The organism is Rhizobium indigoferae, assembly GCF_034554815.1.
Lineage (GTDB): Bacteria > Pseudomonadota > Alphaproteobacteria > Rhizobiales > Rhizobiaceae > Rhizobium > Rhizobium leguminosarum.
The window spans coordinates 324,018-346,726 of record NZ_CP140635.1 but is presented as its reverse complement, the minus strand read 5'-3'; the positions used below and the strand labels follow the sequence as shown (position 1 = coordinate 346,726).

At 60.2% G+C, this 22,709-nt stretch carries 25 protein-coding genes; 7 read left to right on the top strand and 18 right to left on the bottom strand.

Annotated features, from left to right (window positions below; translation table 11 throughout):
• Positions 1–136: 136 nt before the first annotated feature.
• From U5G49_RS01785 to U5G49_RS01770, 4 genes are all read right to left on the bottom strand, one after another.
• Positions 137–1,099: a flagellin N-terminal helical domain-containing protein gene (locus tag U5G49_RS01785; RefSeq protein ID WP_018244821.1), complete on the bottom strand. Its 963-nt coding sequence runs from the start codon at positions 1,097–1,099 to the stop codon at positions 137–139.
• A gap of 300 nt (positions 1,100–1,399) precedes the next feature.
• Positions 1,400–2,311 (bottom strand): flagellin N-terminal helical domain-containing protein, encoded by a 912-nt coding sequence (locus tag U5G49_RS01780; RefSeq protein WP_018445808.1) that lies wholly within the window; start codon positions 2,309–2,311, stop codon positions 1,400–1,402.
• A 247-nt stretch (positions 2,312–2,558) separates the two neighbouring features.
• Positions 2,559–3,467 (bottom strand): flagellin N-terminal helical domain-containing protein, encoded by a 909-nt coding sequence (locus U5G49_RS01775; protein WP_018244819.1) that lies wholly within the window; start codon positions 3,465–3,467, stop codon positions 2,559–2,561.
• Positions 3,468–3,748: 281 nt separating this feature from the next.
• On the bottom strand, positions 3,749–4,654 hold the full coding sequence (locus U5G49_RS01770) for a flagellin N-terminal helical domain-containing protein (protein WP_018244818.1): 906 nt from the start codon (positions 4,652–4,654) through the stop codon (positions 3,749–3,751).
• Between the two features lie 446 nt (positions 4,655–5,100).
• Here U5G49_RS01770 and U5G49_RS01765 point away from each other — a divergent pair, with 446 nt between their 5' ends.
• Positions 5,101–7,017, top strand: coding sequence for an O-linked N-acetylglucosamine transferase, SPINDLY family protein (locus U5G49_RS01765; RefSeq protein WP_065276529.1), 1,917 nt, complete (start codon positions 5,101–5,103; stop codon positions 7,015–7,017).
• Positions 7,018–7,261: 244 nt separating this feature from the next.
• Here the strand turns inward: U5G49_RS01765 and fliP are convergent, their stop codons facing one another.
• The 13 genes from fliP to flgF all read right to left on the bottom strand — a co-directional run bounded on the left by fliP (position 7,262) and on the right by flgF (position 16,224).
• On the bottom strand, positions 7,262–7,999 hold the full coding sequence (fliP, locus tag U5G49_RS01760) for a flagellar type III secretion system pore protein FliP (RefSeq protein WP_018244816.1): 738 nt from the start codon (positions 7,997–7,999) through the stop codon (positions 7,262–7,264).
• Positions 7,996–8,499 (bottom strand): flagellar basal body-associated FliL family protein, encoded by a 504-nt coding sequence (locus U5G49_RS01755; protein WP_193446811.1) that lies wholly within the window; start codon positions 8,497–8,499, stop codon positions 7,996–7,998. Before U5G49_RS01755 ends, fliP begins: the two co-directional genes overlap by 4 nt.
• A 12-nt stretch (positions 8,500–8,511) precedes the next feature.
• Entirely contained in the window at positions 8,512–9,228 is a 717-nt protein-coding gene (flgH, locus tag U5G49_RS01750) for a flagellar basal body L-ring protein FlgH (protein WP_003556536.1), read from the bottom strand.
• Positions 9,225–9,767 carry a MotE family protein gene (locus U5G49_RS01745; protein WP_018445813.1) on the bottom strand — a complete coding sequence of 181 codons (543 nt, stop codon included), beginning with the start codon at positions 9,765–9,767 and terminating at the stop codon, positions 9,225–9,227. The genes flgH and U5G49_RS01745 overlap by 4 nt, the downstream gene beginning before the upstream one ends.
• Positions 9,764–10,885 (bottom strand): flagellar basal body P-ring protein FlgI, encoded by a 1,122-nt coding sequence (locus U5G49_RS01740; RefSeq protein WP_027685986.1) that lies wholly within the window; start codon positions 10,883–10,885, stop codon positions 9,764–9,766. The genes U5G49_RS01745 and U5G49_RS01740 overlap by 4 nt, the downstream gene beginning before the upstream one ends.
• Entirely contained in the window at positions 10,882–11,364 is a 483-nt protein-coding gene (gene flgA / locus U5G49_RS01735; RefSeq protein ID WP_131647253.1) for a flagellar basal body P-ring formation chaperone FlgA, read from the bottom strand. The genes U5G49_RS01740 and flgA overlap by 4 nt, the downstream gene beginning before the upstream one ends.
• A 15-nt stretch (positions 11,365–11,379) precedes the next feature.
• Positions 11,380–12,168, bottom strand: coding sequence for a flagellar basal-body rod protein FlgG (gene flgG / locus U5G49_RS01730; protein ID WP_028734020.1), 789 nt, complete (start codon positions 12,166–12,168; stop codon positions 11,380–11,382).
• A gap of 19 nt (positions 12,169–12,187) precedes the next feature.
• Complete coding sequence (locus tag U5G49_RS01725; protein WP_028734021.1) at positions 12,188–12,529, bottom strand: flagellar hook-basal body complex protein FliE; 342 nt, start codon at positions 12,527–12,529, stop codon at positions 12,188–12,190.
• Positions 12,530–12,531: 2 nt separating this feature from the next.
• Positions 12,532–12,948 carry a flagellar basal body rod protein FlgC gene (flgC, locus tag U5G49_RS01720; protein WP_193446810.1) on the bottom strand — a complete coding sequence of 139 codons (417 nt, stop codon included), beginning with the start codon at positions 12,946–12,948 and terminating at the stop codon, positions 12,532–12,534.
• A 4-nt stretch (positions 12,949–12,952) separates the two neighbouring features.
• Complete coding sequence (flgB, locus tag U5G49_RS01715; protein ID WP_027685990.1) at positions 12,953–13,345, bottom strand: flagellar basal body rod protein FlgB; 393 nt, start codon at positions 13,343–13,345, stop codon at positions 12,953–12,955.
• A 180-nt stretch (positions 13,346–13,525) separates the two neighbouring features.
• Positions 13,526–14,068 carry a flagellar protein gene (locus U5G49_RS01710; protein ID WP_193446809.1) on the bottom strand — a complete coding sequence of 181 codons (543 nt, stop codon included), beginning with the start codon at positions 14,066–14,068 and terminating at the stop codon, positions 13,526–13,528.
• 2 nt (positions 14,069–14,070) lie between these two features.
• Positions 14,071–15,468, bottom strand: coding sequence for a flagellar protein export ATPase FliI (gene fliI, locus U5G49_RS01705; RefSeq protein WP_018244807.1), 1,398 nt, complete (start codon positions 15,466–15,468; stop codon positions 14,071–14,073).
• Between the two features lie 21 nt (positions 15,469–15,489).
• On the bottom strand, positions 15,490–16,224 hold the full coding sequence (gene flgF, locus U5G49_RS01700) for a flagellar basal-body rod protein FlgF (RefSeq protein WP_028734025.1): 735 nt from the start codon (positions 16,222–16,224) through the stop codon (positions 15,490–15,492).
• Positions 16,225–16,478: 254 nt separating this feature from the next.
• On the opposite strand from flgF, the gene motA reads away from it, so the two are divergent.
• The 6 genes from motA to U5G49_RS01670 all read left to right on the top strand — a co-directional run bounded on the left by motA (position 16,479) and on the right by U5G49_RS01670 (position 21,886).
• The gene (gene motA, locus U5G49_RS01695) at positions 16,479–17,351 is read left to right on the top strand and encodes a flagellar motor stator protein MotA (RefSeq protein WP_018244805.1); all 873 of its coding nucleotides are present in this window, start codon (positions 16,479–16,481) and stop codon (positions 17,349–17,351) included.
• Positions 17,352–18,302 carry a FliM/FliN family flagellar motor switch protein gene (locus U5G49_RS01690; RefSeq protein ID WP_193446808.1) on the top strand — a complete coding sequence of 317 codons (951 nt, stop codon included), beginning with the start codon at positions 17,352–17,354 and terminating at the stop codon, positions 18,300–18,302.
• 65 nt (positions 18,303–18,367) lie between these two features.
• Entirely contained in the window at positions 18,368–18,952 is a 585-nt protein-coding gene (fliN, locus tag U5G49_RS01685; protein WP_047622533.1) for a flagellar motor switch protein FliN, read from the top strand.
• A gap of 28 nt (positions 18,953–18,980) precedes the next feature.
• On the top strand, positions 18,981–20,021 hold the full coding sequence (gene fliG, locus U5G49_RS01680; RefSeq protein ID WP_003545520.1) for a flagellar motor switch protein FliG: 1,041 nt from the start codon (positions 18,981–18,983) through the stop codon (positions 20,019–20,021).
• A gap of 336 nt (positions 20,022–20,357) precedes the next feature.
• On the top strand, positions 20,358–21,437 hold the full coding sequence (gene flhB, locus U5G49_RS01675; protein ID WP_026188625.1) for a flagellar biosynthesis protein FlhB: 1,080 nt from the start codon (positions 20,358–20,360) through the stop codon (positions 21,435–21,437).
• Between the two features lie 5 nt (positions 21,438–21,442).
• Positions 21,443–21,886 (top strand): hypothetical protein, encoded by a 444-nt coding sequence (locus U5G49_RS01670; protein WP_130715626.1) that lies wholly within the window; start codon positions 21,443–21,445, stop codon positions 21,884–21,886.
• A gap of 71 nt (positions 21,887–21,957) precedes the next feature.
• Here the strand turns inward: U5G49_RS01670 and visR are convergent, their stop codons facing one another.
• Positions 21,958–22,704 (bottom strand): transcriptional regulator VisR, encoded by a 747-nt coding sequence (gene visR / locus U5G49_RS01665; RefSeq protein WP_193446807.1) that lies wholly within the window; start codon positions 22,702–22,704, stop codon positions 21,958–21,960.
• Between the last annotated feature and the right edge of the window lie 5 nt (positions 22,705–22,709).

The following is a 22,709-nucleotide window of genomic DNA, read 5'->3' as shown; positions in this document are numbered from 1 at the left end:
GCCATCCCCTTCGAAACGGACAAGGGCCTGACCTTGCGCCGGCACGGATTCGGACGATGCCTTCATGCCGGAAACTAGGAAGTCAAACTTGCGCGAGGATGAATGGCGCCGCCGCCACCCGTGATCGCGCCCGCCCCTATTCCAGCAGTATCAGGATCTTGCTTGCGGCCGTGTTGAGGATCGAGATCGCTTCGACGGCCATTTGTTTCTGGGTTTCGATCGCCTTCTGCCGAATCGAAGCCTCGTCCATGTCGGTATCGACGAGCGCACCGACGCTCTTGTCGATCGAATCGGACAGATCGGCGGTATAGTCGATCTGATCATCGATGCGCGTCTTCATCACCCCGATGGACGCGGCCGTCGTCGTCAGCGAGGAGAGCAGCGAGTCGGTGACGTCAAGCATGTCGGTGAGTTGTGCATCGGTCGTGGTCTTGCCAATCGCAATTTCCGTACCTGTCGCCGGCGTGGTGGAGTTGGCGTTCAGCAGATAATAGTTCCGCGACGTCGTGCCGCTGTTATTGATCGCATTGGCATCGACCGGCTTGGTCAGCAGGCCGCCGCTCGCATTGTTCTTGTCGATGAGGATGGTCTGCGAGGATGGAAAATCGATGGTCTGGGCCTGATATTCGCCGGTCGGAGCGCGCACGAAACCCGAGATGACCTGCCATGTCGGCGGCGCAGCGGTGTCACCGTTCAACAGCCAGTTTTCACCCGCAAACGACGTCGATTCGACGACCGTCTGCAACTGCTCTTTGTATTCGCTGATCTCGGCGTTGATCTTGTCCTTGTCGGCGCCTGGCTCTCTTGCCGAAACCAGCTTGGCGCGAATCTGGCCGATGAGATCGATCGCCGAGTCCATCGCCGTGTAGGTCGCATCCACCTTGGCAGCGCCGAGACCGAGCGCATCTCCGATCGTTCCGAGATTGGTGCTGTCCGAACGCATGACGGTCGCGACCGACCAGTAGGACGCATCGTCGGCGGCCGTCTCGATACGATATCCCGAGGACACCTGCTGTTGGGTCTGGTTGGCTTCTTTGTTGATGCTGCGCAGCACCGCAAGCGCATTCACCGCGGCCGCGCTGGTAATCTTAACGGTCATCGACAGGTCTCGGAATCGGGGTGAAAGGGCAGGCCGGATTACCGGCGGCGACTGAACTGGCGTCATGCCTCCGGCAGAGTTTCTACCGGCGTGTCGCAAAAGCAAATCAACTCGAGGCGAAGTTAACTCGATACCAACCTATTGGGCAAGAGCGCAGCACTGAGCCTGGCGCAGCGATCGAAATGTCGACCAAAGCATTGATATAAAAGAAAGAACCGCGCCATTTCGGGCGCGGTCCGGGAGGCTTTGCGCTTGCTGCCAGACGGTGGCGCAAGATTCGGTCCAGCTTCAGCGCCAGATTTAGCTGCGGAACAGCGTGAGGATGTTCTGAGCGCTGGAGTTGGCGATCGACAGCGACTGGATGGCCAGCTGCTGCTGCGTTTGCAGCGCCGTCAGCTTGCTCGATTCCTCTTCCATATCGGCATCGACGAGGCGGCCGACGCCCGAGTCGATCGAGTCGCTGAGCGCGCCGACGAAGTTTTCCTGCAGCTCGATACGAGTGGAAATCGAGCCGAGCTGCGATGCAGCCTTGGTCATCGCATCCAGGCCGGCCTCAATTGACGTCAGGGCCATGGAGATCTCAGCCGAGCCGAAAGTGCTGATGTCCATCGAGTAGATCGAGCCGATCGTGCCGGATGAAGTGCCGAGAATGCCGGAGCTCGTCTCGATCGTGCCAGTCGAGGTCATGCCGAAGAGGACGTTGCCCGCGGAGCTCGAGTTCAGAATGTAGTCCGTTGTCTTGACCGAGACATTGCCGTTGCCATCGCGCACGAAGGTGGAAACGACGCTCTTGGTGCCGTCAGCGCCGGCAACCCAGTTTTCACCTGAGAAGGAAGCCGATTGCGCGATGCTCAGAAGCTGCTGCTGCAGCTGGCTGATTTCTTCCTGAATCTTGGTCTTGTCGACGCCCTTTTCGGTCGCGGCGACGATCTTCGCCTTGATTTCGCTGATGACGTCGATGGCGCTGTCCATGGCGGAGTAAGCGGTGTCGACCTTGGCGGCGCCGAGGCCGAGAGCGTCGGAAACGGCGGAAAGTGCCTTGTTGTCCGAACGCATGGTCGTTGCGATCGACCAGTAGGCGGCGTTGTCGGCTGCCTTTTCGACGCGGTAACCCGACGATACGTGGTTCTGCGTCGTCTCGAGGCTGTCGTTGATTCCGCGGAGTGTCTGAAGAGCGGCCATCGCCGCGACGTTCGTCAAAATGCTGGTCATGAAATGATTGCCCCTTGTTGGCAAATGGAAAAAAGGGACATTCCGGGAAGCTACCGGGAACGGGGATCAGCCTCATGCCTGTTAACCGGTTCTTAAATTTGGTTAACTCGCCGTCTCGTTGACCGCAGAAGACAGCATTATGGTTAATCAACAGTTAACGGAAATTAAAAAAGCCGCGCTCCATTGAAGCGCGGCTCGATTCCGAGATGCCCGCCGGAGACCGGCGGGCCGATATTTCCGAGGGTTATTAGCCGCGGAACAGCGTGAGGATGGTCTGCGAAGAGGAGTTCGCAATCGACAGCGACTGGACCGCCAGCTGCTGCTGGGTCTGCAGGGCGCTGAGCTTGGAGGACTCTTCTTCCATGTTGGCGTCAACGAGACGGCCGACACCGGAGTCGATCGAGTCGCTGAGGGCGGACACGAAGTTTTCCTGCAGCTCGATGCGCTTGGAGATCGAGCCGAGCTGAGCGCCGGCGCTGGTCATGGCCTTCAGAGCCGATTCAACGTTGGTCAGAGCCGACTGGATCTGGCCGAGGGTGAAGTTGGTGATGTCCATTGCGTAGACAGAACCGGTCGCACCATTCGAAGTACCGAGGATGCCCGTGGAGGTTTCGACCGAGCCGCCGCTCATACCGAACAGAACGTTGCCCGTGGAGCTGTCGTCGAGAATATAGTCGGTCATCACGACCGAAACGGCGTTGGAGCCGTCGCGGACGAACGACGAAACGACGTTCTTGGTGCCGTCAGCGCCGGCAACCCAGTTTTCACCGGAGAAGGAAGCCGACTGCGCGATGCTCATCAGCTGCTGCTGCAGCTGGCTGATTTCTTCCTGGACCTTGGCCTTGTCGACGCCGTTTTCAGTCGCGGCAACCAGCTTGGCCTTGATGTCGCCGACGACATCGATAGCGCTGTCCATGGCGGAGTAAGCGGTGTCGACCTTTGCAGCGCCGAGGCCGAGAGCGTCGGAAACGGCGGAAAGTGCCTTGTTGTCCGAACGCATGGTCGTTGCGATCGACCAGTAAGCAGCGTTGTCGGAAGCCTTGCCGACGCGATAGCCGGACGAAACGTGAGCCTGGGTTTCCTGGAGACCCTGGTTGATACCACGGAGAGTCTGGAGGGCTGCCATTGCAGCGTTATTGGTGTTGATGCTCGTCATAGTTTGCTTGCCCCTTGTTGGCAGATCTTAAGAAGGGACATTCCGGATTTCGGCCGGCCCACAGCGATCAGCATCATGCCTGTTAACCATCTCTGTTAAGGTTAACTCGCCGTTTCGATGGGCCTAGAAAACAGCAAGATGGTTAAAGAAAGCTAAATCGAGATCGGAAATTATTCAAAAATATCTGAGGCTTAGAAGGATTTTCATTAACCTTATATTAAAACATTTCGCGGCCGGGGATGACCCGGCCGCGAAACTTGGAAACCTTGTGCCGACCGGTCTTAGCGGAAGAGCGACAGGATGTTCTGCGAAGAGGAGTTCGCGATCGACAGCGACTGGATCGCCAGCTGCTGCTGGGTCTGCAGGGCGCTGAGCTTGGAGGACTCTTCTTCCATGTTGGCGTCAACGAGACGGCCGACACCGGAGTCGATCGAGTCGCTGAGAGCAGACACGAAGTCGTCCTGGGCGTCGATGCGGCTGGAGAGCGAACCGAGAGCAGCGCCGGCGCTGGTCATGGCCTTCAGAGCCGCTTCAACGTTGGTCAGAGCCGACTGGATCTGGCCGGCGGTGAAGTTGGTGATGTCCATCGCGTAGATCGAACCGGTCGCACCACTCGAAGTGCCGAGGATACCGGTGGAGGTTTCGACCGAACCGCCGCTCATGCCGAACAGAACGTTGCCCGCAGAGCCGCTGTCGAGAACGTAGTCGGTCGTGGTGATCGAAACGGCGTTGGAGCCGTCGCGGACGAACGAGGAGACGACGCTCTTGGTGCCAGAGGCGCCGGCAACCCAGTTTTCGCCGTTGAAGGAAGCCGACTGAGAGATGCTCAGGAGCTGCTGCTGCAGCTGACCGATTTCTTCCTGGACCTTGGCCTTGTCGACGCCGTTTTCAGTCGCGGCAACCAGCTTGGCCTTGATGTCGCCGACGACATCGATGGCGCTGTCCATGGCGGTGTAAGCGGTGTCGACCTTGGCAGCGCCTACGCCGAGAGCGTCGGAAACGGCGGAAAGTGCCTTGTTGTCCGAGCGCATGGTCGTTGCGATCGACCAGTAAGCAGCGTTGTCCGAAGCCTTTTCAACGCGGTAACCAGAAGAAACGTGGTTCTGCGTGTTGTTGAGGCTCTGGTTAACGCTACGCAGCGTCTGGAGAGCGGCCTGCGCGGAAGTATTGGTGTTAATGCTTGTCATAAGTCTGTCCCCTGGAAAACTAGATACAAAAAGGAGGACATACCGGACTATAGTACCGGCGATGACGGACCAGCTTCATGCTACTCGGCGCCTTTTTTGTTTGGCCCAAACCCGTCATGTCCAGGGCAATCTCGCAGCCAATGCTTGCCAACTCCTTAAAAATACAGGCCCCAGGCCGGCTCCTCGCAGGGGATAGTTAATGCTTGCTGAATATATTCCTTGGCACTCTAATTCTCTTGAAAACCAGGCGTTTTCCCTAGGCAAAAGTCGGCATTTCCCCTCGAAAACAGAGGTTCACCAAGCGCACCGGTTTCAAGCAAGCTTCGAATGCCAATGTGGCAGGCGCCGGGATAGCACCATCGGACCGATCCTCCCGTTTTTGCGGAGGACGGCCTGTCCGTGCCTCGGCGGTCGACGCCAGAACATTTCCTTCACGGAGTTGGGTTTTGAACAGCAAAGTTTCGTTCTCTGCGGCATCCAAGGATTACCAGATGGGCCGCTACACACAGTCCTTGGCAACGCTCAACCAGCTGATGGATATTCAGCAGGACGCCAAGACCTATGCGCTGCTGGCCAAGAACCTCGTGCAGCTCGGCTTCAAGGCCGATGCCGCGAAAGCCTATGGCCTGGCCGGCAACTGCGAAGGACCGAACTCCTACGAATACCAGAAACAGGCGGCCAAGCTGCACTACGAGACCGGCAGCGAGGACGATGCTCTGCTGATCGCCATGCGAAACCTTAGCAAGGCGCAGGAAGACCCGGAACTCGCCTTCATCATCACCGCGATCTATCTGAAGCGGCAGCAGCGGGATATCATCCGCCCGTTCAAGACGGTGCTGTCGCAGAGCGCCAATCCCGATCATATGCGCCTGGCAGCCCTGCTACTGAGCGACGATCTGAACGATGCAACCAACCAGAGCCTCTCGCGCAACCTCTTCAAGCGCTTTCCAGGCAATCTTGCATTCCGCTTCCTGCATCTGGTTTTCGCCCGCGAATTCAATGAGTTCGAAGAGGCAAGCAAACATCAGGCGGTGATCGATGCCTCACTCGCAAAGGGCGATGTCGAGATCCTGCGCAAGGATAACCCGTTCTATCATCTGCACTGGTGCGGCAACGAGGATTTCAACCGATATGCGACGATCGGCACCACCCCCCTCAACCCGGAACGGGTGGCCCTCCGCCGCAACCAGCCGCACAGCTGGTCGGACAAGATCCGGATCGGCTACATGTCATCGGATTTCTGGGATCGCCACGCCACGATGAAGCTCTTGCAGCGCATCCTCGAACTGCACGACAAGGACCGGTTCGAGGTGACGCTCTTCTGCCATACTGGCCCTGAATACCTCAAGCACAACAATACCGATCGCAGCCGCTGGGGCCGGATCGTTACTGTTCATGGCTTCTCCGACCAGGGGATGCTGGCGGCGGTGCGCGAGCATAACATTGACATCATGGTCGACCTGAAGGGCCATACTTCGGGCAGCCGCGCGTCGGCCTTCAATTTGCCGCTCGCGCCGGTGCATGTCGGCTGGCTCGGTTTCCCCGGCAGCACGGTCAATATCGATCTCGACTACGTCATCGGCGACCATTCCGTATTGCCCGAGGTGGCCAAGCCCTTCTACCATGAGAAATTCTGCCGGCTGCCGGAGAGCTACCAGCCGAACGACCCGATGCATCGCCCGAAGCCGCGTCCTGTCACCCGCGAGCAGCTCGGCCTGCCGGAAGACGCCTTCATCTTCGCGTCCTTCAACGGCAACCGCAAGATCACGCCGGAGACGATCGACAGCTGGTGCCGCATCCTCAAGCGCGCGCCAAACAGCGTGCTCTGGCTGATGGCGAACACGCCGCGCAACCAGGCGAACCTCTTGAAGCAATTCCAGGCGGCGGGGATCTCCGCCAAGCGGATCATCTTCTGCCCGCGCGCGCCCTACGAAGAGCACATCGACCGTCAGCAGGCGGCCGACATCGGCATCGACACCTTCCCCGTCAACGGCCACACGACCACTTCGGAGCAGCTCTGGGGCGGCCTGCCGGTCCTGACCGTCAAGGGCACCAACTTCGCCTCACGCGTCAGCGAGAGCCTGCTCAGGGCCATCGACCTGCCCGAGCTCGTGGCCAGCGACCTGCAGGCCTATGAGGATCTTGCCGTCGAACTGGCTGAGAATCCCGCGCGGATCGCACAATACAAGGCGCATCTCAAGGAGAAGCGTTATATCGCGCCGCTCTTCGATGCCGAACGGTTCTGCGACCATCTGGAGCAGGCCTATGAAATCATGGCCGAGCGTGCCAAGCAGGGTCTTGCACCCGATCACATGGACATTCCGGCGCTGCCGCCGCGCACGGCGCCATTCGCGGCCGAGTGAGGCTTTCGATCCGCACTCCGTTGCGCGTCGGTTCAGACGCGCAACGGGCGCTGCAACACTTTGGGATGGCTGCACAATTAGAAACCCGCCGGAGCGATCCGGCGGGTTTTCTCATTGGCGAATATCAAGCTGCGGCAGCCGGTTAGAGCAATTCCAGGAAAAGTGCGAAGCGGTTTTCCGTCCGGAATTGCGTAAAAACAAAAGGATAGAGCGGTTCTGCGCTTCCGTTAAAAGCTGAACCGCTCTAGCTGAACGAGCGCACCAGGCTGCCGACGAGCAGGTTCCAGCCGTCGATCAACACGAAGAAGAGAATCTTGAAAGGCAGCGAGATCGAGGTCGGCGGCAGCATCATCATGCCCATCGCCATGGTGATTGTGGCGACGATGAGGTCGATGACGAGGAACGGCAGCACGACGAGGAAGCCGATCTCGAAGCCGCGGCGAATTTCGGAAATCATGAAGGCCGGGATCAGCACGCGGTAGTCGATCGGATTGGTCGTCTGGATATTCTGCCCGCGTTCGCGCGCCAGATCGACGAAGAGCGCCAGATCCTTGTCGCGGGTATTGGCCGCCATGAAGGTGCGGAAGGGTTCGGCGATACGCTGGACCGCCTCGGTCTCGTTGATCTGATTGGCAAGCAGCGGCTGTACGCCGTTCTGCCAGGCCTGATCAAAGGTCGGCGACATGACATAGAAGGTCATGAACAGCGACAGCGACAAAAGGATCATGTTGGAAGGCGTCGAGGAGAGGCCCATCCCTGAGCGCAGGATCGAGAAGGCGATGATGAAGCGCGGGAAGCTCGTCACCATGATCAGGATGCCCGGCGCGACCGAAAGAATGGTCAGCAGGCCGAATGTGCGGATGATCCAGGCGGCGACGGAGCCATCGACGGGCACGTTCAACAAGTCAGTCGGCAGCTGCTGTGCCACCGCCAGTTCCGGTACCGCCATCATGGCGGCAAGGAAAACTATGAGACGAATCATTCGATGACAAATGTCCTGAACATGACCTTCGATACCCGCCCTTGCGAGCGAAGGTCAACACGTTCCTGTATGTCATCCTTGAGATATTGAAAGCCGCGCGGCCCCTCGATCTGCTGAAGGGAAACGGTTCCGATATAGGCGAGGATATCCTGGTGAATATCCTCGGAAACCTTGACATCCGGCGGCCCGTTGAACAGCAGCGCGACTTCGAGTCGCACCCAGTTTTCCGAGGGGTAGGCGAGGTTCGAGGTGATCGGCTCGAGCTGGACGACGTTGTTGGCCTCGGTCGAGATGCGCGCCAGACCTTCCTCGGCCTTCTTCTTGGCCTCGGCATCCTTGGCCTGCTCGACCTCCTTGGCACCCTTGATGTTGGGCGCGACGATCGTGCCGACCGCCCAGCCGCCGCCGGCCCCGAGCAGGGTCAGGACGACGACGCCGATGATCGTCATCAGCGTGCCGGATTTCTTCGGTTGGCCTGCGCTTGCGTCTGGTTCTGCCATCGTCGTTCAGCCTCAAAGCGGCGAGAAAAGATCGACGGCCTGCTGGCCGCGCGGAGGCTGCTGCACTTCCATCAGGCGGCCGCGGCCACCATAGGAAATGCGGGCTTCGGCGATCTTGTCGTAGGAGATCTGGTTTTCGGCATTGACGTCCTGCGGACGAACGATACCAGCAACGTTCAGGATGCGCAGTTCCTGGTTCAGGCGGACTTCCTGCGAGCCCGATATGACGAGGTTGCCGTTCTCGAGAATGCCGGTGACGACGGCGGCGACCAGAAGGGTGAGCTTATCGGTGCGCTCGATCTTGCCCTTGCCGTCGGTGCTGGTATCGGAGCCATAGGTCAGATCGGTCTTGGACTCGGGCGTCCAGCCGAAGATCTGGGCGTTGACGTCCCAGTTCATGCCGCTCGAATTCTTGCGGCTGCGGTTGGTCTCGTTGTCAAAGGAGCCCTTGTCGTTGATCTGGATGTCGACGGTCAGGATGTCGCCGACGTTGAGCGCGCGCGCATCCTTGAAGAGAGCGGCCTGCGAATCGCTCCACAGCGAGTAGCCCTGCGCCACGGCGCGCGGCTGCTTCGGATAGAGCGCCATCTGCGGCGTCTGGCCGTAGGCAAGACCGCTTCCGATCGGGCTCATGGCGGGCGCGCGGCCGATCTCGCTGACCGCCGTCGGAGACTGGCAACCTGCAAGGAGTGCGAGGGCGGCGATCGCGGCCGGGAAACGCATATTCATGAAGGATCCTTCGACGTATTGGGATCGGACGCACTGGCAATGACGCTGGCGATGGCAGCGGCCTTCTGCGGGTCCATCTCGTTGAGGATGAGGCTCGACTGCCGCGGGCCGAGCCGCATGATCACGGCGGAGGCCACCTCGATCTTCATGTCCTGCAACTGGAGTGCGGCCGCATCCGGCTTCATCTTCTTGTAGATCTCGGTGAGGCCGGCTTCCGCCTGCTTCAGGAAATCGTCGCGCCGCTTCAGCCAGTCCTGATATTCGGCCTTGCGCTTGTCCATCTCCGCCATGCGGGCGTCGATGTCGGCGCGAAGCTTTTCCAGTTCCTGCTTCTGCAGGAGATAACGCTGGTCGCGGGCGGGCTCGGCAATGTTGGTACAGAACTGCTTGATCTCGTCTTGGGACGTGATGTCGCCAGCCGGCGCATGTTCCTGCGCGAAGGCGCCGGGGATCGACAGAAGGACGAGGCCCGCGGCCGGCAGCGCCAGACGGCGCAGCAATTGCAGGACCGTCATGTCAGGGTTGATGATCTTGATCATTGCAGCACAAGCTCCGCCTGCAGGGCGCCTGCCGATTTGATGCCCTGGAGAATGGCGATAATACCATCCGGTTTCACCCCGATGTTGTTGAGGCCGGCGACGAGGGTCCGGAGGTCAGGGCCGTCAATGATCGCGACGCGCCCGCCGGTCTGCTCCGCGGCGATATCGGTCTGCGGCTGGACCGCGGTTACGCCGCGCGAGAAGGGTTCGGGCTGGATGATCTGCGGCGTTTCGGTGACCTGAACCGTCAGGGTTCCGTAGCTGACGGCAACTGGCGAGACGCGGACGTCCGAGCCGATGACGATCGTTCCGGTGCGTTCGTTGATGACCACCTTGGCCGGCGTATCGGTCTCGACGATGAGATTTTCGATGTCGGCCATCAGCCGAGTGAGATCGGCCGTGCGCGGCTTCTGGATCACGACTTCCTGCGAATCCTTGGCTTCGGCAACCGGGCCGCCGAAGCGCGCCGAGGCATAACCATTGACGATGTCGGCGATACGGATCGCCGTCGAGAAGTCGGGGTTGCGCAGTTGCAGGACGAGATTGACCGAATCCTTGAAGCGGGACGGCAGTTCGCGCTCGATAATCGCGCCGCCGGGCACGCGGCCGGCGGTGGTGACGCCTTCGGTGACGGTCGCCGCCTGGCCCTGCGCCTGAAAACCGGAAACGATGGCAGCACCCTGCGCGACGGCGTAGATCTGGCCGTCGGCGCCGGAAAGCGAGGTCATGACGAGCGTGCCGCCGCGCAGCGACGTCGCATCGCCGAGCGAGCTCACCGTCACGTCGATACGGCTGCCAGGGCTTGCGAAAGGGGGCAGGTTGGCGGTGACCATCACGGCCGCCGTGTTCTTGGCGTTCGACTGGCCGCCCTGCGTCGAGATGCCGAGATTCTGCAGCATCGCGCGCATCGACTGCTCGGTGAAGGGCGAGGACCGGAAGCCGTCGCCGGTCCCCTGGAGGCCGACGATGAGGCCATAACCGATCAGCTGGTTATCGCGGCCGGCCTGAAGGGAGGCGATGTCCTTGATGCGGGAGGTCAGCGCCCAGGCGGGCGCGACATCAGCCAAACTCATGGCGAGAACCGCGACAAGAGTAACGAAACGGAAGAACAATTTCATTTTGCCCTCACATGGACCGTGCCGTCCGCAAGCACCGTGCCGCTGACGATGACACCGGAATCCATATTGCGCGCGCGGACGACCTGCCCCGTCGCGCCATCTTCGAGCGGCGTGCCGGCGGCGGAGATCGTCATCGCGCCGAGCGAGAAGACCAGGCGGATCGAAGAGCCACGGGTCACGGTATAGGCCTCGCGCAGGGCCGAAACCGAGATGGTGCGGCCCGGCAACAGCGTGCGCTTGGAAACCATGCCTTCGACCTGCGAAACGGATTTGGCATAGTCGCCGGCGAGGTTGGGGTTGGTGACCTCGACCTCCTGAAGCTGGCTGGCCGACAATGTGTCGCCGGGGTAGATGATCGTGGTCGGGACGACGGCATAACCCATGCCGGCATCCGCGTCCGCAGGCAAGATAATGCCCGCGACTGCGATCGTGGCTGCCGCCACCCATCCTGAGATGTGTCCTACCCGGCAAAACATCATGTTTCGGCCCTTCCCTTACTTCAGGTTCTTGCTGACGATGGAGGCCATTTCATCAGCGGTGGTGATCACCTTGGAATTCATTTCGTAAGCGCGCTGGGCCGAGATCAGCTCGGTGATTTCCTTCACCGGGTCGACGTTCGAAGATTCCAGATAGCCCTGTTTCATGTAGGCGAAACCTTCCTCATCGGGATTGCCGATGACGGCTTCGCCGGAGGCCGGCGTTTCCTGGAAGAGATTGTCGCCGAGCGGCTGGAGACCCGCCTCGTTGACGAAGTCGGCAAGCGTCAACTGGCCCAGCACGGTCGCATCCGTCGCACCCGGCAGCTTGGCAGAAACCTGGCCGGAGCGGCTGATCGTCAGCTCGGTCGAGCCTGTTGGAATGGTGATGCCAGGAAGGACCTCGTAGCCGTCGATGGTGACGAGCTGGCCCTGGTCGTTCTTGTTGAAGGCGCCGGCGCGGGTGTAAAGCGTCGTGCCGTCGGTCGACTGGATCTGGAAGAAGCCCTTGCCGATCAGCGCCACGTCGAGATCGTTGCCGGTCTGGGTCAGTTCGCCCTGGAGATGCAGGTTGCGGACCGCCGAGGTCTGGACGCCGAGGCCGATATTGGCACCTTCCGGAACGACGGCCTGATTGGCGCGGTTGGCGACACCCTTGGCACGTTCGGTCTGGTAGAGAAGATCCGAGAATTCGGCGCGAGCGCGCTTGAAACCCGTCGTATTGATGTTGGCGATGTTGTTCGCGATGACTTCCAGATTGGTCTGCTGGGCATCCATGCCCGTTGCTGCGATGGCGAGCGCTCTCATGTGTTCGTCCTCAAATCAGTTACATCTGCATCTTGGTGACTTCGAGAAAGGCCGAGACGACCTTGTCGCGGATGGCAATCGCGGTCTGCAGCGTCTGCTCGGCCTGGAGCATGGAATCGACAACTTCACGCGTCGTCGCCGTGCCCTTGATACCGGCAAAGGACATGCTTTCCGCACCCTTCAGGCTGCTGACCGCGTCGCTCGCCATGTTGCCCATGACCGAGGCGAAGCTCATGCCATTGGCCGCACCGGCGGCGCCCGGCATGGTGGCGGCAGACGACGAGGCGGAATTTTCGGTGTCGACGGCGCCGAGCGCGCGGGTCATCGAAAGGTTGCTGACATTCTGGACGCTGCTGATCATTATTATTGGCTCTTCAGGAGATCGATCGTGGAGGAGATGAGATCGCGGGTCTGTTTGATGGTCTGCAGATTGGCGTCATACGAGCGGTTGGCTTCGCGCATGTCGGCCATCTCGACGAGGATGTTGACGTTCGGCAGTTTGACGACGCCCTTCTGGTCCGCAGCCGGGTTGGTGGGATCGAATTCAGTGCTGAAGTCGCCTTCGTCGACGCCGACCTTCTTGACGCCGACCGTCTCGACGCCGCTGGCGCGATCCATCTGCTGGCCGAAGGTAATCGTCTTGCGCCGATAAGGCTCGGCGCCGGGCGTGTCGCCGGTCGAGCGGGCATTGGCAATGTTTTCCGAGACGATGCGCAGGCGCGTTGACTGTGCTTCGAGCCCGGAGCCGGCGATTTTCATTGCTGCTGAAAGCGGATCCATGACTTTACCTTCTGACGGTCATCAACATCATGCGGTTGAAGGAACTGACCAGCGAGGTGTTCAGATCGTACTGGCGCTTGATATCGCCCGACTTGGAAAGCTCCTCGGCCAAACCGACGGTATTGCCGGATTCCTGAACGCCGATTTCCTGGTCGAGTGCAGCGTCCTTGACGTCGATATCGCCGCTGTTGCTGAAATCGTTACCGCTGAGATGCGCCGGATTGGTGCGCGCCATAGCGATGTCGGACTTGTCGAGCACAGCGTCAAAGGGCGTGACGTCCTTGGCGTGGAACTTCGGGGTATTGGCATTCGCGATGTTGCCGGCAACAACCTGCTGACGAATCGTCAGCCATTCCGCCTGTCGCGAAGCCAAGTCGAAAAGTTGGATTGGTTGCATGAAACTCTCCGTTTTTACTGTCCCGAACCTAGTGCGGTAATCTTGCGTGGGACTTACGGGAATTCAGGCTTCGCGAGGCTTTTGTGCGAACGCCGCCGCTATCAAAGGAACAGGGGCAAAAGAACAGGGGCTCCGGCCGGTTCGCGGCGGAGCCCCTGTTGCCTGGCTTTGCGGACAGGTTCAGTTGTTCTGGTAGGTCTCGCCCTTGGAGGTGACGATCACCCATTTGCCGTCGCGCTGCTCAAGCGTCGCAAGGCGGCTTTCATCGGGCAGGATCGAGCCGATGCGCACCACATACATCCCGGAGGGATCCTCGATCAGCGCCCGGCCGTTGGAAACATGCAGCAGGCGGAAGGATGATTTGCCGGGGAAGGGCTGATCCTCCAATATGGGGCCGCCATCGCGCTCCTTGCCGAGATCGGACACCGTTGCGGTCGTCAGCGGATCAATCGGCGGGGCCTTTTTTTCCCCCTCGTTCTTGTTGACCATGGCAAGCGGCGAGACGCTGAAGACGTTGCGCGCCGGCCAATCCGGCAGTTCGCGCGAATTGCTGCTGGTGGCAACATTGATGCCGAACTTATCCGCGTTGAAGAACACGTACCAGGGGAAGAAAGCGGAGGCGCCGGCAAGCGCCAGGCCGGTGAAGGTCAGCAGCCGATCCAGGATGACGGTTTTCCTGCGCTGCTTCAGGGAAGCGATGCGTTCGTCGTCGAATTCAGTCACGTCTATCTCCTCTGGATGGGTCCGCCCTGATTGCCCATGCCGGCTGCAGCCTTGAGCGCGCCGGCGAGATCGGCAAAGGCATCGGGCGAGTCGCGATCGCCCGGAGACTGTTTCAGGACGTCGTAAATGATCGGCACCTGCTTGACCGCCATGTCGAGATCGGGATCGGCACCCTGGCGGTAACCGCCGATCAGGCGCAGGTCGCGCGTCTCTTCAAAGCGGTGAATCAGCACCTTCAGCCGCGACACCAGCTTTTCCTGGTCCGGCGTCCAGGCCTTGCGGGCAAGACGCGAGATCGAGGCAAGCGGATCGATCGGAGGATAGCGCCCTTCTTCGGCGAGACTGCGCTGCAGGACGATATGACCGTCGAGGATGCCGCGCGTCGAATCGGCAATCGGGTCGTTGTGATTGTCGCCGTCGACGAGGATCGAGATGATCGCCGTGATGGTTCCGGCGCCCTCGGGGCCGGGACCGGCGCGTTCCAGCAGACGTGGCAGCTCGGTGAAAACGGAAGCGGGATAGCCGCGCGCGATCGGCGGTTCGCCGGAGGCGGTCGCTACCTCGCGGATCGCATGGGCGAAACGCGTGACGCTGTCGACGATGAAGAGGACGTTCTCGCCCTTGTCGCGGAAATGTTCGGCGATGGTGACGGCCGTCAGCGGCGCCATCTTGCGAAGCATCGGGCTCTCGTCGCTGGTTGCGACGACGGCGATGGCCTTCCTCATATTGCTGCCGAGCGTATCCTCGATGAATTCGCGCACCTCGCGGCCGCGTTCGCCGACGAGCGCAATAACAACCTTGTCGAAAGCATCAGCGCGAGCGAGCATGGACAGAAGCGTCGACTTGCCCACACCGGAGCCGGCGAAGATGCCGAGGCGCTGCCCCAGGCAGAGCGGCGAGAAGATGTCGATCGCGCGCACGCCCGTCTTGAAGCCGGTCTCGACACGCTTGCGGGTCATCGAGGGCGGCGCGGTATTGGAGATCGAGCGGCGATCGAGCCCTTCGGTGACCGGACCCAGCCCGTCGATCGGTTCGCCCAGCGAGTTGACAGTGCGCCCACACCAGCTGTCAGACGGTGAAATGCGGAAGGCGCCCTTGCGGATGACGGTGTCGTGTATGCCGATCGGCTCGCCGGGTTCGATCGGGCAGACATAGATCAGTTCCGGCTCGACGCGCACGACTTCGCCTAGATGGATGCCGGTCGCGGATTTATGGGCCACGAACTCGCCGAGACGAACATGGCGGGAGAGGCCGTGAACCGTGTAATGGCCGGCGGCGATGGTCTGCACGCGACCGCCATGGGCAACTGCGAACTCCGGCGATGCGTATCGGTCGACGAGGCCCGCCAGATGCGCCAGCTTCGGGGAAAGGCCGTCCTCAGACAGTAGCGTGGTGCTCATGCTTTAACTTTCAACTTTCGCCTAGCGGCTGCCCCCAAGTGTCTGGACGGCTTCCTTGAAGGAATCTTCGCTGTCGCGCATCAGCGACGAGACACTTTCGAAGGCGCGGTTGACTTCGATCAGCTGGGTGATCTCGCGCATGGCGTTGACGTTGGAGTTTTCGAGATAACCCTGCTCGACACCGACATTGAAGCGGTCGACAACGGCGCGCGGCTGGTCGGTGGTCATGATGCCGCTGTTTTCGTAGCGCAAGTAACCCTTGCTGATATCGGCCTCGAACAGACCGAGCGAAGCGACCTGGCGGTCGCCCTGATAGATGATGCCGTCGGTGCCGACGGCAGGCTCGCCGCCTTTGGTGTTCAGCTGGATCGGGGCACCGCCAGCGTCGAGAACCGGATATCCCCGGATCGAAACAAGTTCGCCGGTTTCCTTGATCGTGAAGCGGCCATCCCTCGTCAGGACGCGGCCGGCCGGCGTATCGAGCGAAAACCAGGCATCACCCTTGATGGCGAAATCCAGCATGTTGCCGGTGTGTTGCAGTTCGCCGTTTCCCTCGTTCAAATAGTCGTTGCCCTGGGAAACGAAGGCGACTTTGGTGTTCAGCTTGTTCTTGGTATTCGCCACCATCTCATCGAACTTCACCTCGGTGGCGCGAAAACCGGTCGTATTCACGTTCGCCATGTTGTCTGCGATGGTGTTCAGACGCTTTTCGAGGGCCATCTGCGACGACAGAGAAACATAAAGACCGGATTGCATGTCGGTAAGCTCCAAGCATTGGCGATGAACGGGACGAAAAGCCGGGCGTCGTCTCATGTGGTTCGGCCGGGATTTCGCTGAGGCGGCATCTCAGAAACGGGCGCGGGCACCCATTCGTCTCCTTTAGACTGACGGCAGATGCTTGCGCGAAGCTGGCACGCGGAAATGCCTCGCGATCGGGCCTTTCATCAGCCTCACGCAAGGCAGAAACCCTATCCGTCTCAAAGAAAAGCAACGTTCAGATTGGGCTGACGATGAATATCATTATCGGATTTATAGTGACTTGCGGCTGTATCGTCGGCAGCTTCATGGCGATGGGCGGCGAAGTGGACGCGCTGTTCCAGCCCTTCGAATTCCTCATCATCGGCGGCGCCGGCCTCGGCAGCTTCATCATGGCGAACCCGATGAAGGTGGTGAAGGACTCCGGCAAGGCGCTCAGCGAAGCCTTCAGGCACGCCGTGCCGAAGGAACGCAATTATCTCGATACGCTCGGCGTGCTCTATTCGCTAATGCGCGACCTGCGCACCAAGTCGCGAAACGAAATCGAAGCCCATATCGACAATCCGGCCGAATCGACGATCTTCCAGGCGGCTCCGACGGTTCTGAAGAACAAGGAGCTGACGGCGTTCATCTGCGACTACGTACGCCTGATCATCATCGGCAACGCCCGCAGCCACGAGATCGAAGCGCTGATGGACGAAGAGCTCAACACCATCATGCACGACAAGATGAAGCCCTACCACTCGATCCAGATCATGAGCGATTCCTTCCCGGCGATCGGCATCGTCGCGGCCGTTCTCGGCGTCATCAAGGCGATGGCCCACATCAACGATTCGCCTGAAGTGCTCGGCCACCTGATCGGCTCGGCGCTCGTCGGCACCTTCCTCGGCATTCTCTTGTCCTACTGCGTCTGCTCGCCGCTGGTCTCCCAGATCAAGGTCGTGCGCAACAAGCAGCACCGCCTCTACGTCATCGTCAAGCAGACACTGCTTGCCTATATGAACGGCTCGGTACCGCAGGTCGCTCTCGAATACGGCCGCAAGACGATCTCGGCTTACGAGCGTCCGTCCATCGATGCGGTCGAGCAGGAAATGATGAACCCAGGTGGCGAAAACAAGGCGGCTTAAATGACTATGAGCAATGCTTCGCACGACAAACCGACAATGGATCCTGCCCTCCTCGCCAAGCTGACAGGCGGGCTTGGCGACAGAGGCAGGGTCGCCAAGATCTGCAGTTCCTTCGGGGAAATCTACAGTGAATTCTTTCCCGACGTCATCAAAAGCGAGACCGGCCTCGACGTGACGGTCAACTATCTCGGCTGCGAGATCGGCTACAAGAACCACCTCATCGAAGACCTGAGCGCGAACGTCACACTCGTCGACGCGACGCTGCGCAACTGGTCGCAGAACATTACGCTTGCCTGCGGCAACGGCTTCGTCATCACGCTGATGGAGCATCTGCTCGGCGCCACCGCCGATACAATCGAGGAACCGGCCGACCGGATGCTTTCGATCATCGAGCTCGATCTGGCGGTCATGGTCTTCGACAAGATCGCCAAGGTGCTGCGCTCGGCCGTCAACGCGCCGGGTGGTTTCGAACCGAGCCTTTCGGCTCCGCACGCCCATGACACGCGCGCCCGGCCGCAGGAGGATCGTCCGGATGAATTCGCGGCCGCCATCAACATGTCGATCGCGCTTGCCGGCATCGTTTCGGAATTTTCGTTGATCGTTCCGCAGACGGCACTGCTCAAGACCAAGGTGACGCCGCCGAAGCCGAAACGCCAGGCCAGCAGCAACTCAGCGGAATGGACCGAACAGCTCGGTGACCAGGTCCGCCGCTCACATGTCACGCTCGAGGCCAAGATCAGGCTGCAGGACCTGACGCTGCGCACGATATCGAAGCTGATGGTCGGCGACGTCATTCCGTTCCGCGACCACGGCGACGTGCGTGTCGAGGTCAGCGCCAACAGCAAGGAATTGTATGTGTGCGAGTTCGGGCGTTCAGGCGAAAACTACATGGTCCGCGTCAAGGATACGATGAACTCGGATGATGAACTCATCCGTCATTTAATGAATTAATCGGTTCTCTGGCTTTTGGGCTGCAAAGGCAGTTTGAGGCAAGTTTCAACTGGAATAGTGATTTCATGGCTACGAAGAAAACACAGCAGAACAGCGACCTCTCCCTGGATCTTCCGGGCAGCGAAGCGGATCTCGATCAGGCGATCGACGATCTGCGCGGCGTGCTGAAGCAGGATGCCGACGGCGACCTGTCGCAGTTTGGCGACGACCTGCAGAGCGACCCCTTCGCAGCAGGAACGGACCTGGCGGCCTTTGGTGGCGAGACTTCGGAAACCCCCTTTGGCAGCGACGATTTCGGCGGCGACTTCGGCGGCGGCGATGCCAGCCCGGCTGCCGGCATGGATTTCGGCAGCAGTTCCTTCGAGGCGTCGCCAGCCCCGCTCGGCAGCGCTTTGAATTCCAACTTCGACCTGATCATGGACATCCCGATCGACGTCCAGATCATGCTCGGCACCAGCCGCATGCAGGTCTCCGGCCTGATGAACCTCAATGAAGGGGCGACGATCGCCCTCGACAAGAAGATCGGCGAACCGGTCGAGATCATGGTGAATGGCCGCAGGATTGCCCGCGGCGAAATTACGGTGCTTGATAACGACGACACGCGATTCGGTGTGAAACTAATAGAAGTTTTGAGTACGAAAAAAGCCTGATCCCTGTGTGGGACGGAGAGGTTAGACCATGATGGACTTTGACGATTTCGGCGGCGCGCTAGCCGGGAAACCGTTGACCCAGGCTGAAAAGGCGGCGGCTGTTCTTCTCGCTATGGGAAAGGGAGTCGCCGGCAGGCTGTTGAAATATTTCACCCAGGCCGAACTGCAGACCATTATCTCATCCGCCCAGTCGCTACGCGCCATTCCGCCGGACGAGCTGCTGTTGCTCGTCTCCGAGTTCGAAGACCTCTTCACCGAGGGCGCCGGACTGATGGACAACGCCAAGGCGATCGAGGCCATCCTGGAAGAAGGCCTGACGCCCGACGAAGTCGATAGCCTGCTCGGCCGCCGCACCGCATTCCAAGCTTACGAAACCTCGATCTGGGATCGCCTTAGCGAGGCGGAGCCGACATTCGTCGCACAATTCCTGCTGCGCGAACATCCGCAGACCGTCGCCTATATTCTTTCGATGATGCCCTCCTCCTTCGGCGCCAAGGTGCTGCTGCAGCTTCCCGACAACCGCCGCGCCGACATCATGAACAGAACGGTCAATATGAAGGCGGTCAGCCCCAAGGCTGCGCAGATCATTGAAAACCAGGTCATGACGCTGCTTGCCGAGGTCGAGGCAGAGCGCAATGCAGCCGGCTCGACGAAGGTCGCCGATCTCATGAACGAGCTCGACAAGCCGCAGGTCGACACGCTGCTCAGCTCGCTCGAATCGATCAGCCGCGAATCGGTCAACAAGGTTCGCCCGAAGATCTTCCTGTTCGAGGACCTCATGTACATGCCGCAGCGCAGCCGCGTCATGCTGCTCAACGACATCTCGACGGATGTGCTCACCGTCGCGCTGCGCGGGTCGCCCCCCGAGATTCGCGAATCGGTTCTCTCCGCCATCAGCCCACGTCAGCGCCGCATGATCGAATCGGATCTGCAGAGCGGCATGGGCGGCGTCAATCCGCGCGAGATCGCGATTGCCCGCCGCGCCGTGGCCCAGGAAGCGATTCGCCTGGCCAATTCCGGTCAGATCGAGCTCAAGGAAAAGGAAGGCGACGCTTCGGCGGCCGCCTAAAACGCGTCGCAGTGAACTGATTCATGCGACTCGTTTTAGTTCCTTGTTTTATGCACGTCGTTATCCCGGAACCGCTGCACACTTCCAGGCAACATGCATCGGCACGTCGAGACTGTTGACAAATCCGGCATGCCGAAAGGCGGCTGTTGATCGCCGTGCCACAGGCGACTACCCTTCCAGCCATAGACCGCGCTCTAAAGCGCGTCGCATAGAACTCGGTTCCTGCGACGCGCTTTAGAGCTTTGTTCTGATGCATGTCGTTATCCCAAAACCGCTGCACCTTTTTGGGGCGGCATGCATTAGCTGCGGCCTATTTTTTTGACGGAGGGCCGCGACTTGGCAGACGATGACAAGGACAGCAAAACAGAAGCCCCAACCGCGAAAAAGCAAAGCGATGCCGCGGAAAAGGGCAACGTGCCGTCTTCGCGCGAGCTTTCGATCTTTGCGACGATCCTCGCGACCTTCATTTACCTCGTATTCTTCCTTCCCGACAGCGTCGGACGCATGAGTGAAACGCTGCGCGACATCTTCGAACAGCCCGATCAATGGAAGATCGAGACGGGGCCGGATGTGCTGGCGCTGTTCGGGCGGCTCGGCTGGGCAAGTGCCGCGCTGGTGGCGCCTGCCTTCATCCTGTTCATGGTGTTCGGCATCGCCTCCTCCGTCTTCCAGAATCTGCCGACGCTGGTGCTTGAACGCATCCGCCCGCAGGCCTCGCGTATCTCGCCGATCAAAGGCTGGTCACGGCTCTTCAGTGTGCCCGGCCTGGTCGAATTCGGAAAGTCGCTGTTCAAGGTGGTCGTCGTCGGGGTGATCCTGTTCTTCGTGCTCAGGAGCGAATATTTCGGCTCGATCGACGCGATGTTCTCCGATCCGCAGACGATTCTCGTGCGAATGATGGCAGCGATGCGCAAGATCATCATCGTCATGCTGATCGCCACCGCGATCGTGGCAATCGCCGATCTTTTCTGGACGCGCCATCACTGGTTCACCGAGCTGAAGATGACGCGGCACGAGGTGAAGGAAGAAAACAAGCAGGCGCAGGGCGACCCCTTCGTCAAGAGCCGGCAGCGCTCGCTGATGCGCGACCGCGCGCGCCGGCGCATGATCGCCAACGTGCACCGCGCGACGCTGGTGATTGCAAACCCGACGCATTATGCGGTGGCGCTGCGTTACGCGCGTGAAGAGAACGATGCGCCGGTGGTGCTGGCCAAGGGTCAGGACCTTATTGCGCTCAAAATCAGGGAGATTGCCGAGCAGAACGGCATACCGGTGTTCGAGGATCCGCCGCTTGCGCGCTCCATGTTTGCGCAAGTCTCGATCGATAGTGTCATCCCGTCAGTCTTCTATAAGGCCGTTGCGGAGCTCATCCACCGGGTCTACGCCGCAGACGCCAAGAACAAACGGGTCAGATAAGCCGAATGAAAAAATGCCCCCACTCTACCCAGCGTGAAAAGATCCTCGCAGACGCGATCAGCCCGGTCGCCACTGAACTGCGCCTTCTGGATGCTTCTGACCTAATTTCACTGCTGCGCTTCGAGTATTACGGCAATCTTTCCGATCTCGTCGCTTCGGCGGCGGAGCTTTTCTTTCATCCGGGCACGGTGAATTTCGGCCTGGGCGGCAATTATACGCTGGAGTGGGGTGGCAAGCCCGAAGTCGTTCTCGACCTGGAAATCAAACCGCGCGGCGTCACCGTCTACGCGCAGCTCACCCTTGCCGAAGATCACGCCGGCATCGAGATCAATCATATCGCTTTCCAGGATCCCTCGGCCGATCCTGACGAGAACACCATCTTCCTCAAAAAGAGCCTTCGGGAAGCGCGTTACAGCGTGAACCAGCCGCCTCAGTCGCTGGCCGGCTGAGGACTTTCAAGACAACCGAGCTTTCACATTCGCCTTGGACCGCAATTCAAAGCCTTACAGCCTGCGCGGGTTCAGCTGATATAACCGAGCCGGATTGCCTTGGCGATCGCCTGAATACGGTTGACGGAATCGAGCTTGATGGTCGCCGAGCCGAGATAGGCGTTCACGGTGTGCACCGACAGGCCAAGCTTGTCGGCAATCTCTTCGCTGATGCGGCCGTCGCCGGCAAGCTGTAGACAGGCGATCTCGCGTTCGCTGAGCGCCTCGGCGGCGGCGGTGCGGCGTTCGTCGAGCGAGAGTAGATCCATCATGATATGGCAGCAGCGACCGTGCAGTTCGACGATGGTATCGCTCGATGGATCGATCTCATCGCCGGTAAAAAGGATGAAACCGTTGCCGACGGCGCCGAGCCGCACCGGAAAGGCAAGTCCGGAGAAAGGCAGAATACCGTCCTGCAGCCGGGTCATGAACGGCGCGAAGTCCGCCGGACCGGGCGCCGCACGGTCGTAACCGCCGGCCCATGAAAGCGGCAGCAGCGATTTGTCGATATGGTCGAGAAGAATATCGCCATAGGCGTCTGCGAAGGCCTTGCCGAAACCGGCATTGGACGGTCCCCAGTTCTCAAGCTCGCAGGCAAGCCGCTGCTTTGCCGGAAGGCCCGAACCGCTGACGCGGAAGATCGCGAATCCTTGCGCATCGACGAGCTTCTGCATCGCGATCAGCCGCGGAAAAAGATCGGACCGGCTGGAAATCCTGCTCACACGCACCATGCGCAGCTGCTCAGCGCTGCTCATCGTCCTGCCTGATGGGTGCCCCATAGATC

Excerpts from the sequence above, each read along its gene's own strand:
- U5G49_RS01785 (WP_018244821.1), bottom strand. The coding sequence starts at position 1,099 with ATGACCGTTAAGATTACCAGCGCGGCCGCGGTGAATGCGCTTGCGGTG.
- U5G49_RS01780 (WP_018445808.1), bottom strand. The coding sequence starts at position 2,311 with ATGACCAGCATTTTGACGAACGTCGCGGCGATGGCCGCTCTTCAGACA.
- U5G49_RS01775 (WP_018244819.1), bottom strand. The coding sequence starts at position 3,467 with ATGACGAGCATCAACACCAATAACGCTGCAATGGCAGCCCTCCAGACT.
- U5G49_RS01770 (WP_018244818.1), bottom strand. The coding sequence starts at position 4,654 with ATGACAAGCATTAACACCAATACTTCCGCGCAGGCCGCTCTCCAGACG.
- fliP (WP_018244816.1), bottom strand. The coding sequence starts at position 7,999 with ATGATTCGTCTCATAGTTTTCCTTGCCGCCATGATGGCGGTACCGGAA.
- U5G49_RS01755 (WP_193446811.1), bottom strand. The coding sequence starts at position 8,499 with ATGGCAGAACCAGACGCAAGCGCAGGCCAACCGAAGAAATCCGGCACG.
- flgH (WP_003556536.1), bottom strand. The coding sequence starts at position 9,228 with ATGAATATGCGTTTCCCGGCCGCGATCGCCGCCCTCGCACTCCTTGCA.
- U5G49_RS01745 (WP_018445813.1), bottom strand. The coding sequence starts at position 9,767 with ATGATCAAGATCATCAACCCTGACATGACGGTCCTGCAATTGCTGCGC.
- U5G49_RS01740 (WP_027685986.1), bottom strand. The coding sequence starts at position 10,885 with ATGAAATTGTTCTTCCGTTTCGTTACTCTTGTCGCGGTTCTCGCCATG.
- flgA (WP_131647253.1), bottom strand. The coding sequence starts at position 11,364 with ATGATGTTTTGCCGGGTAGGACACATCTCAGGATGGGTGGCGGCAGCC.
- flgG (WP_028734020.1), bottom strand. The coding sequence starts at position 12,168 with ATGAGAGCGCTCGCCATCGCAGCAACGGGCATGGATGCCCAGCAGACC.
- U5G49_RS01725 (WP_028734021.1), bottom strand. The coding sequence starts at position 12,529 with ATGATCAGCAGCGTCCAGAATGTCAGCAACCTTTCGATGACCCGCGCG.
- flgC (WP_193446810.1), bottom strand. The coding sequence starts at position 12,948 with ATGGATCCGCTTTCAGCAGCAATGAAAATCGCCGGCTCCGGGCTCGAA.
- flgB (WP_027685990.1), bottom strand. The coding sequence starts at position 13,345 with ATGCAACCAATCCAACTTTTCGACTTGGCTTCGCGACAGGCGGAATGG.
- fliI (WP_018244807.1), bottom strand. The coding sequence starts at position 15,468 with ATGAGCACCACGCTACTGTCTGAGGACGGCCTTTCCCCGAAGCTGGCG.
- flgF (WP_028734025.1), bottom strand. The coding sequence starts at position 16,224 with ATGCAATCCGGTCTTTATGTTTCTCTGTCGTCGCAGATGGCCCTCGAA.
- motA (WP_018244805.1), top strand. The coding sequence starts at position 16,479 with ATGAATATCATTATCGGATTTATAGTGACTTGCGGCTGTATCGTCGGC.
- U5G49_RS01690 (WP_193446808.1), top strand. The coding sequence starts at position 17,352 with ATGACTATGAGCAATGCTTCGCACGACAAACCGACAATGGATCCTGCC.
- fliN (WP_047622533.1), top strand. The coding sequence starts at position 18,368 with ATGGCTACGAAGAAAACACAGCAGAACAGCGACCTCTCCCTGGATCTT.
- fliG (WP_003545520.1), top strand. The coding sequence starts at position 18,981 with ATGATGGACTTTGACGATTTCGGCGGCGCGCTAGCCGGGAAACCGTTG.
- U5G49_RS01670 (WP_130715626.1), top strand. The coding sequence starts at position 21,443 with ATGAAAAAATGCCCCCACTCTACCCAGCGTGAAAAGATCCTCGCAGAC.
- visR (WP_193446807.1), bottom strand. The coding sequence starts at position 22,704 with ATGGGGCACCCATCAGGCAGGACGATGAGCAGCGCTGAGCAGCTGCGC.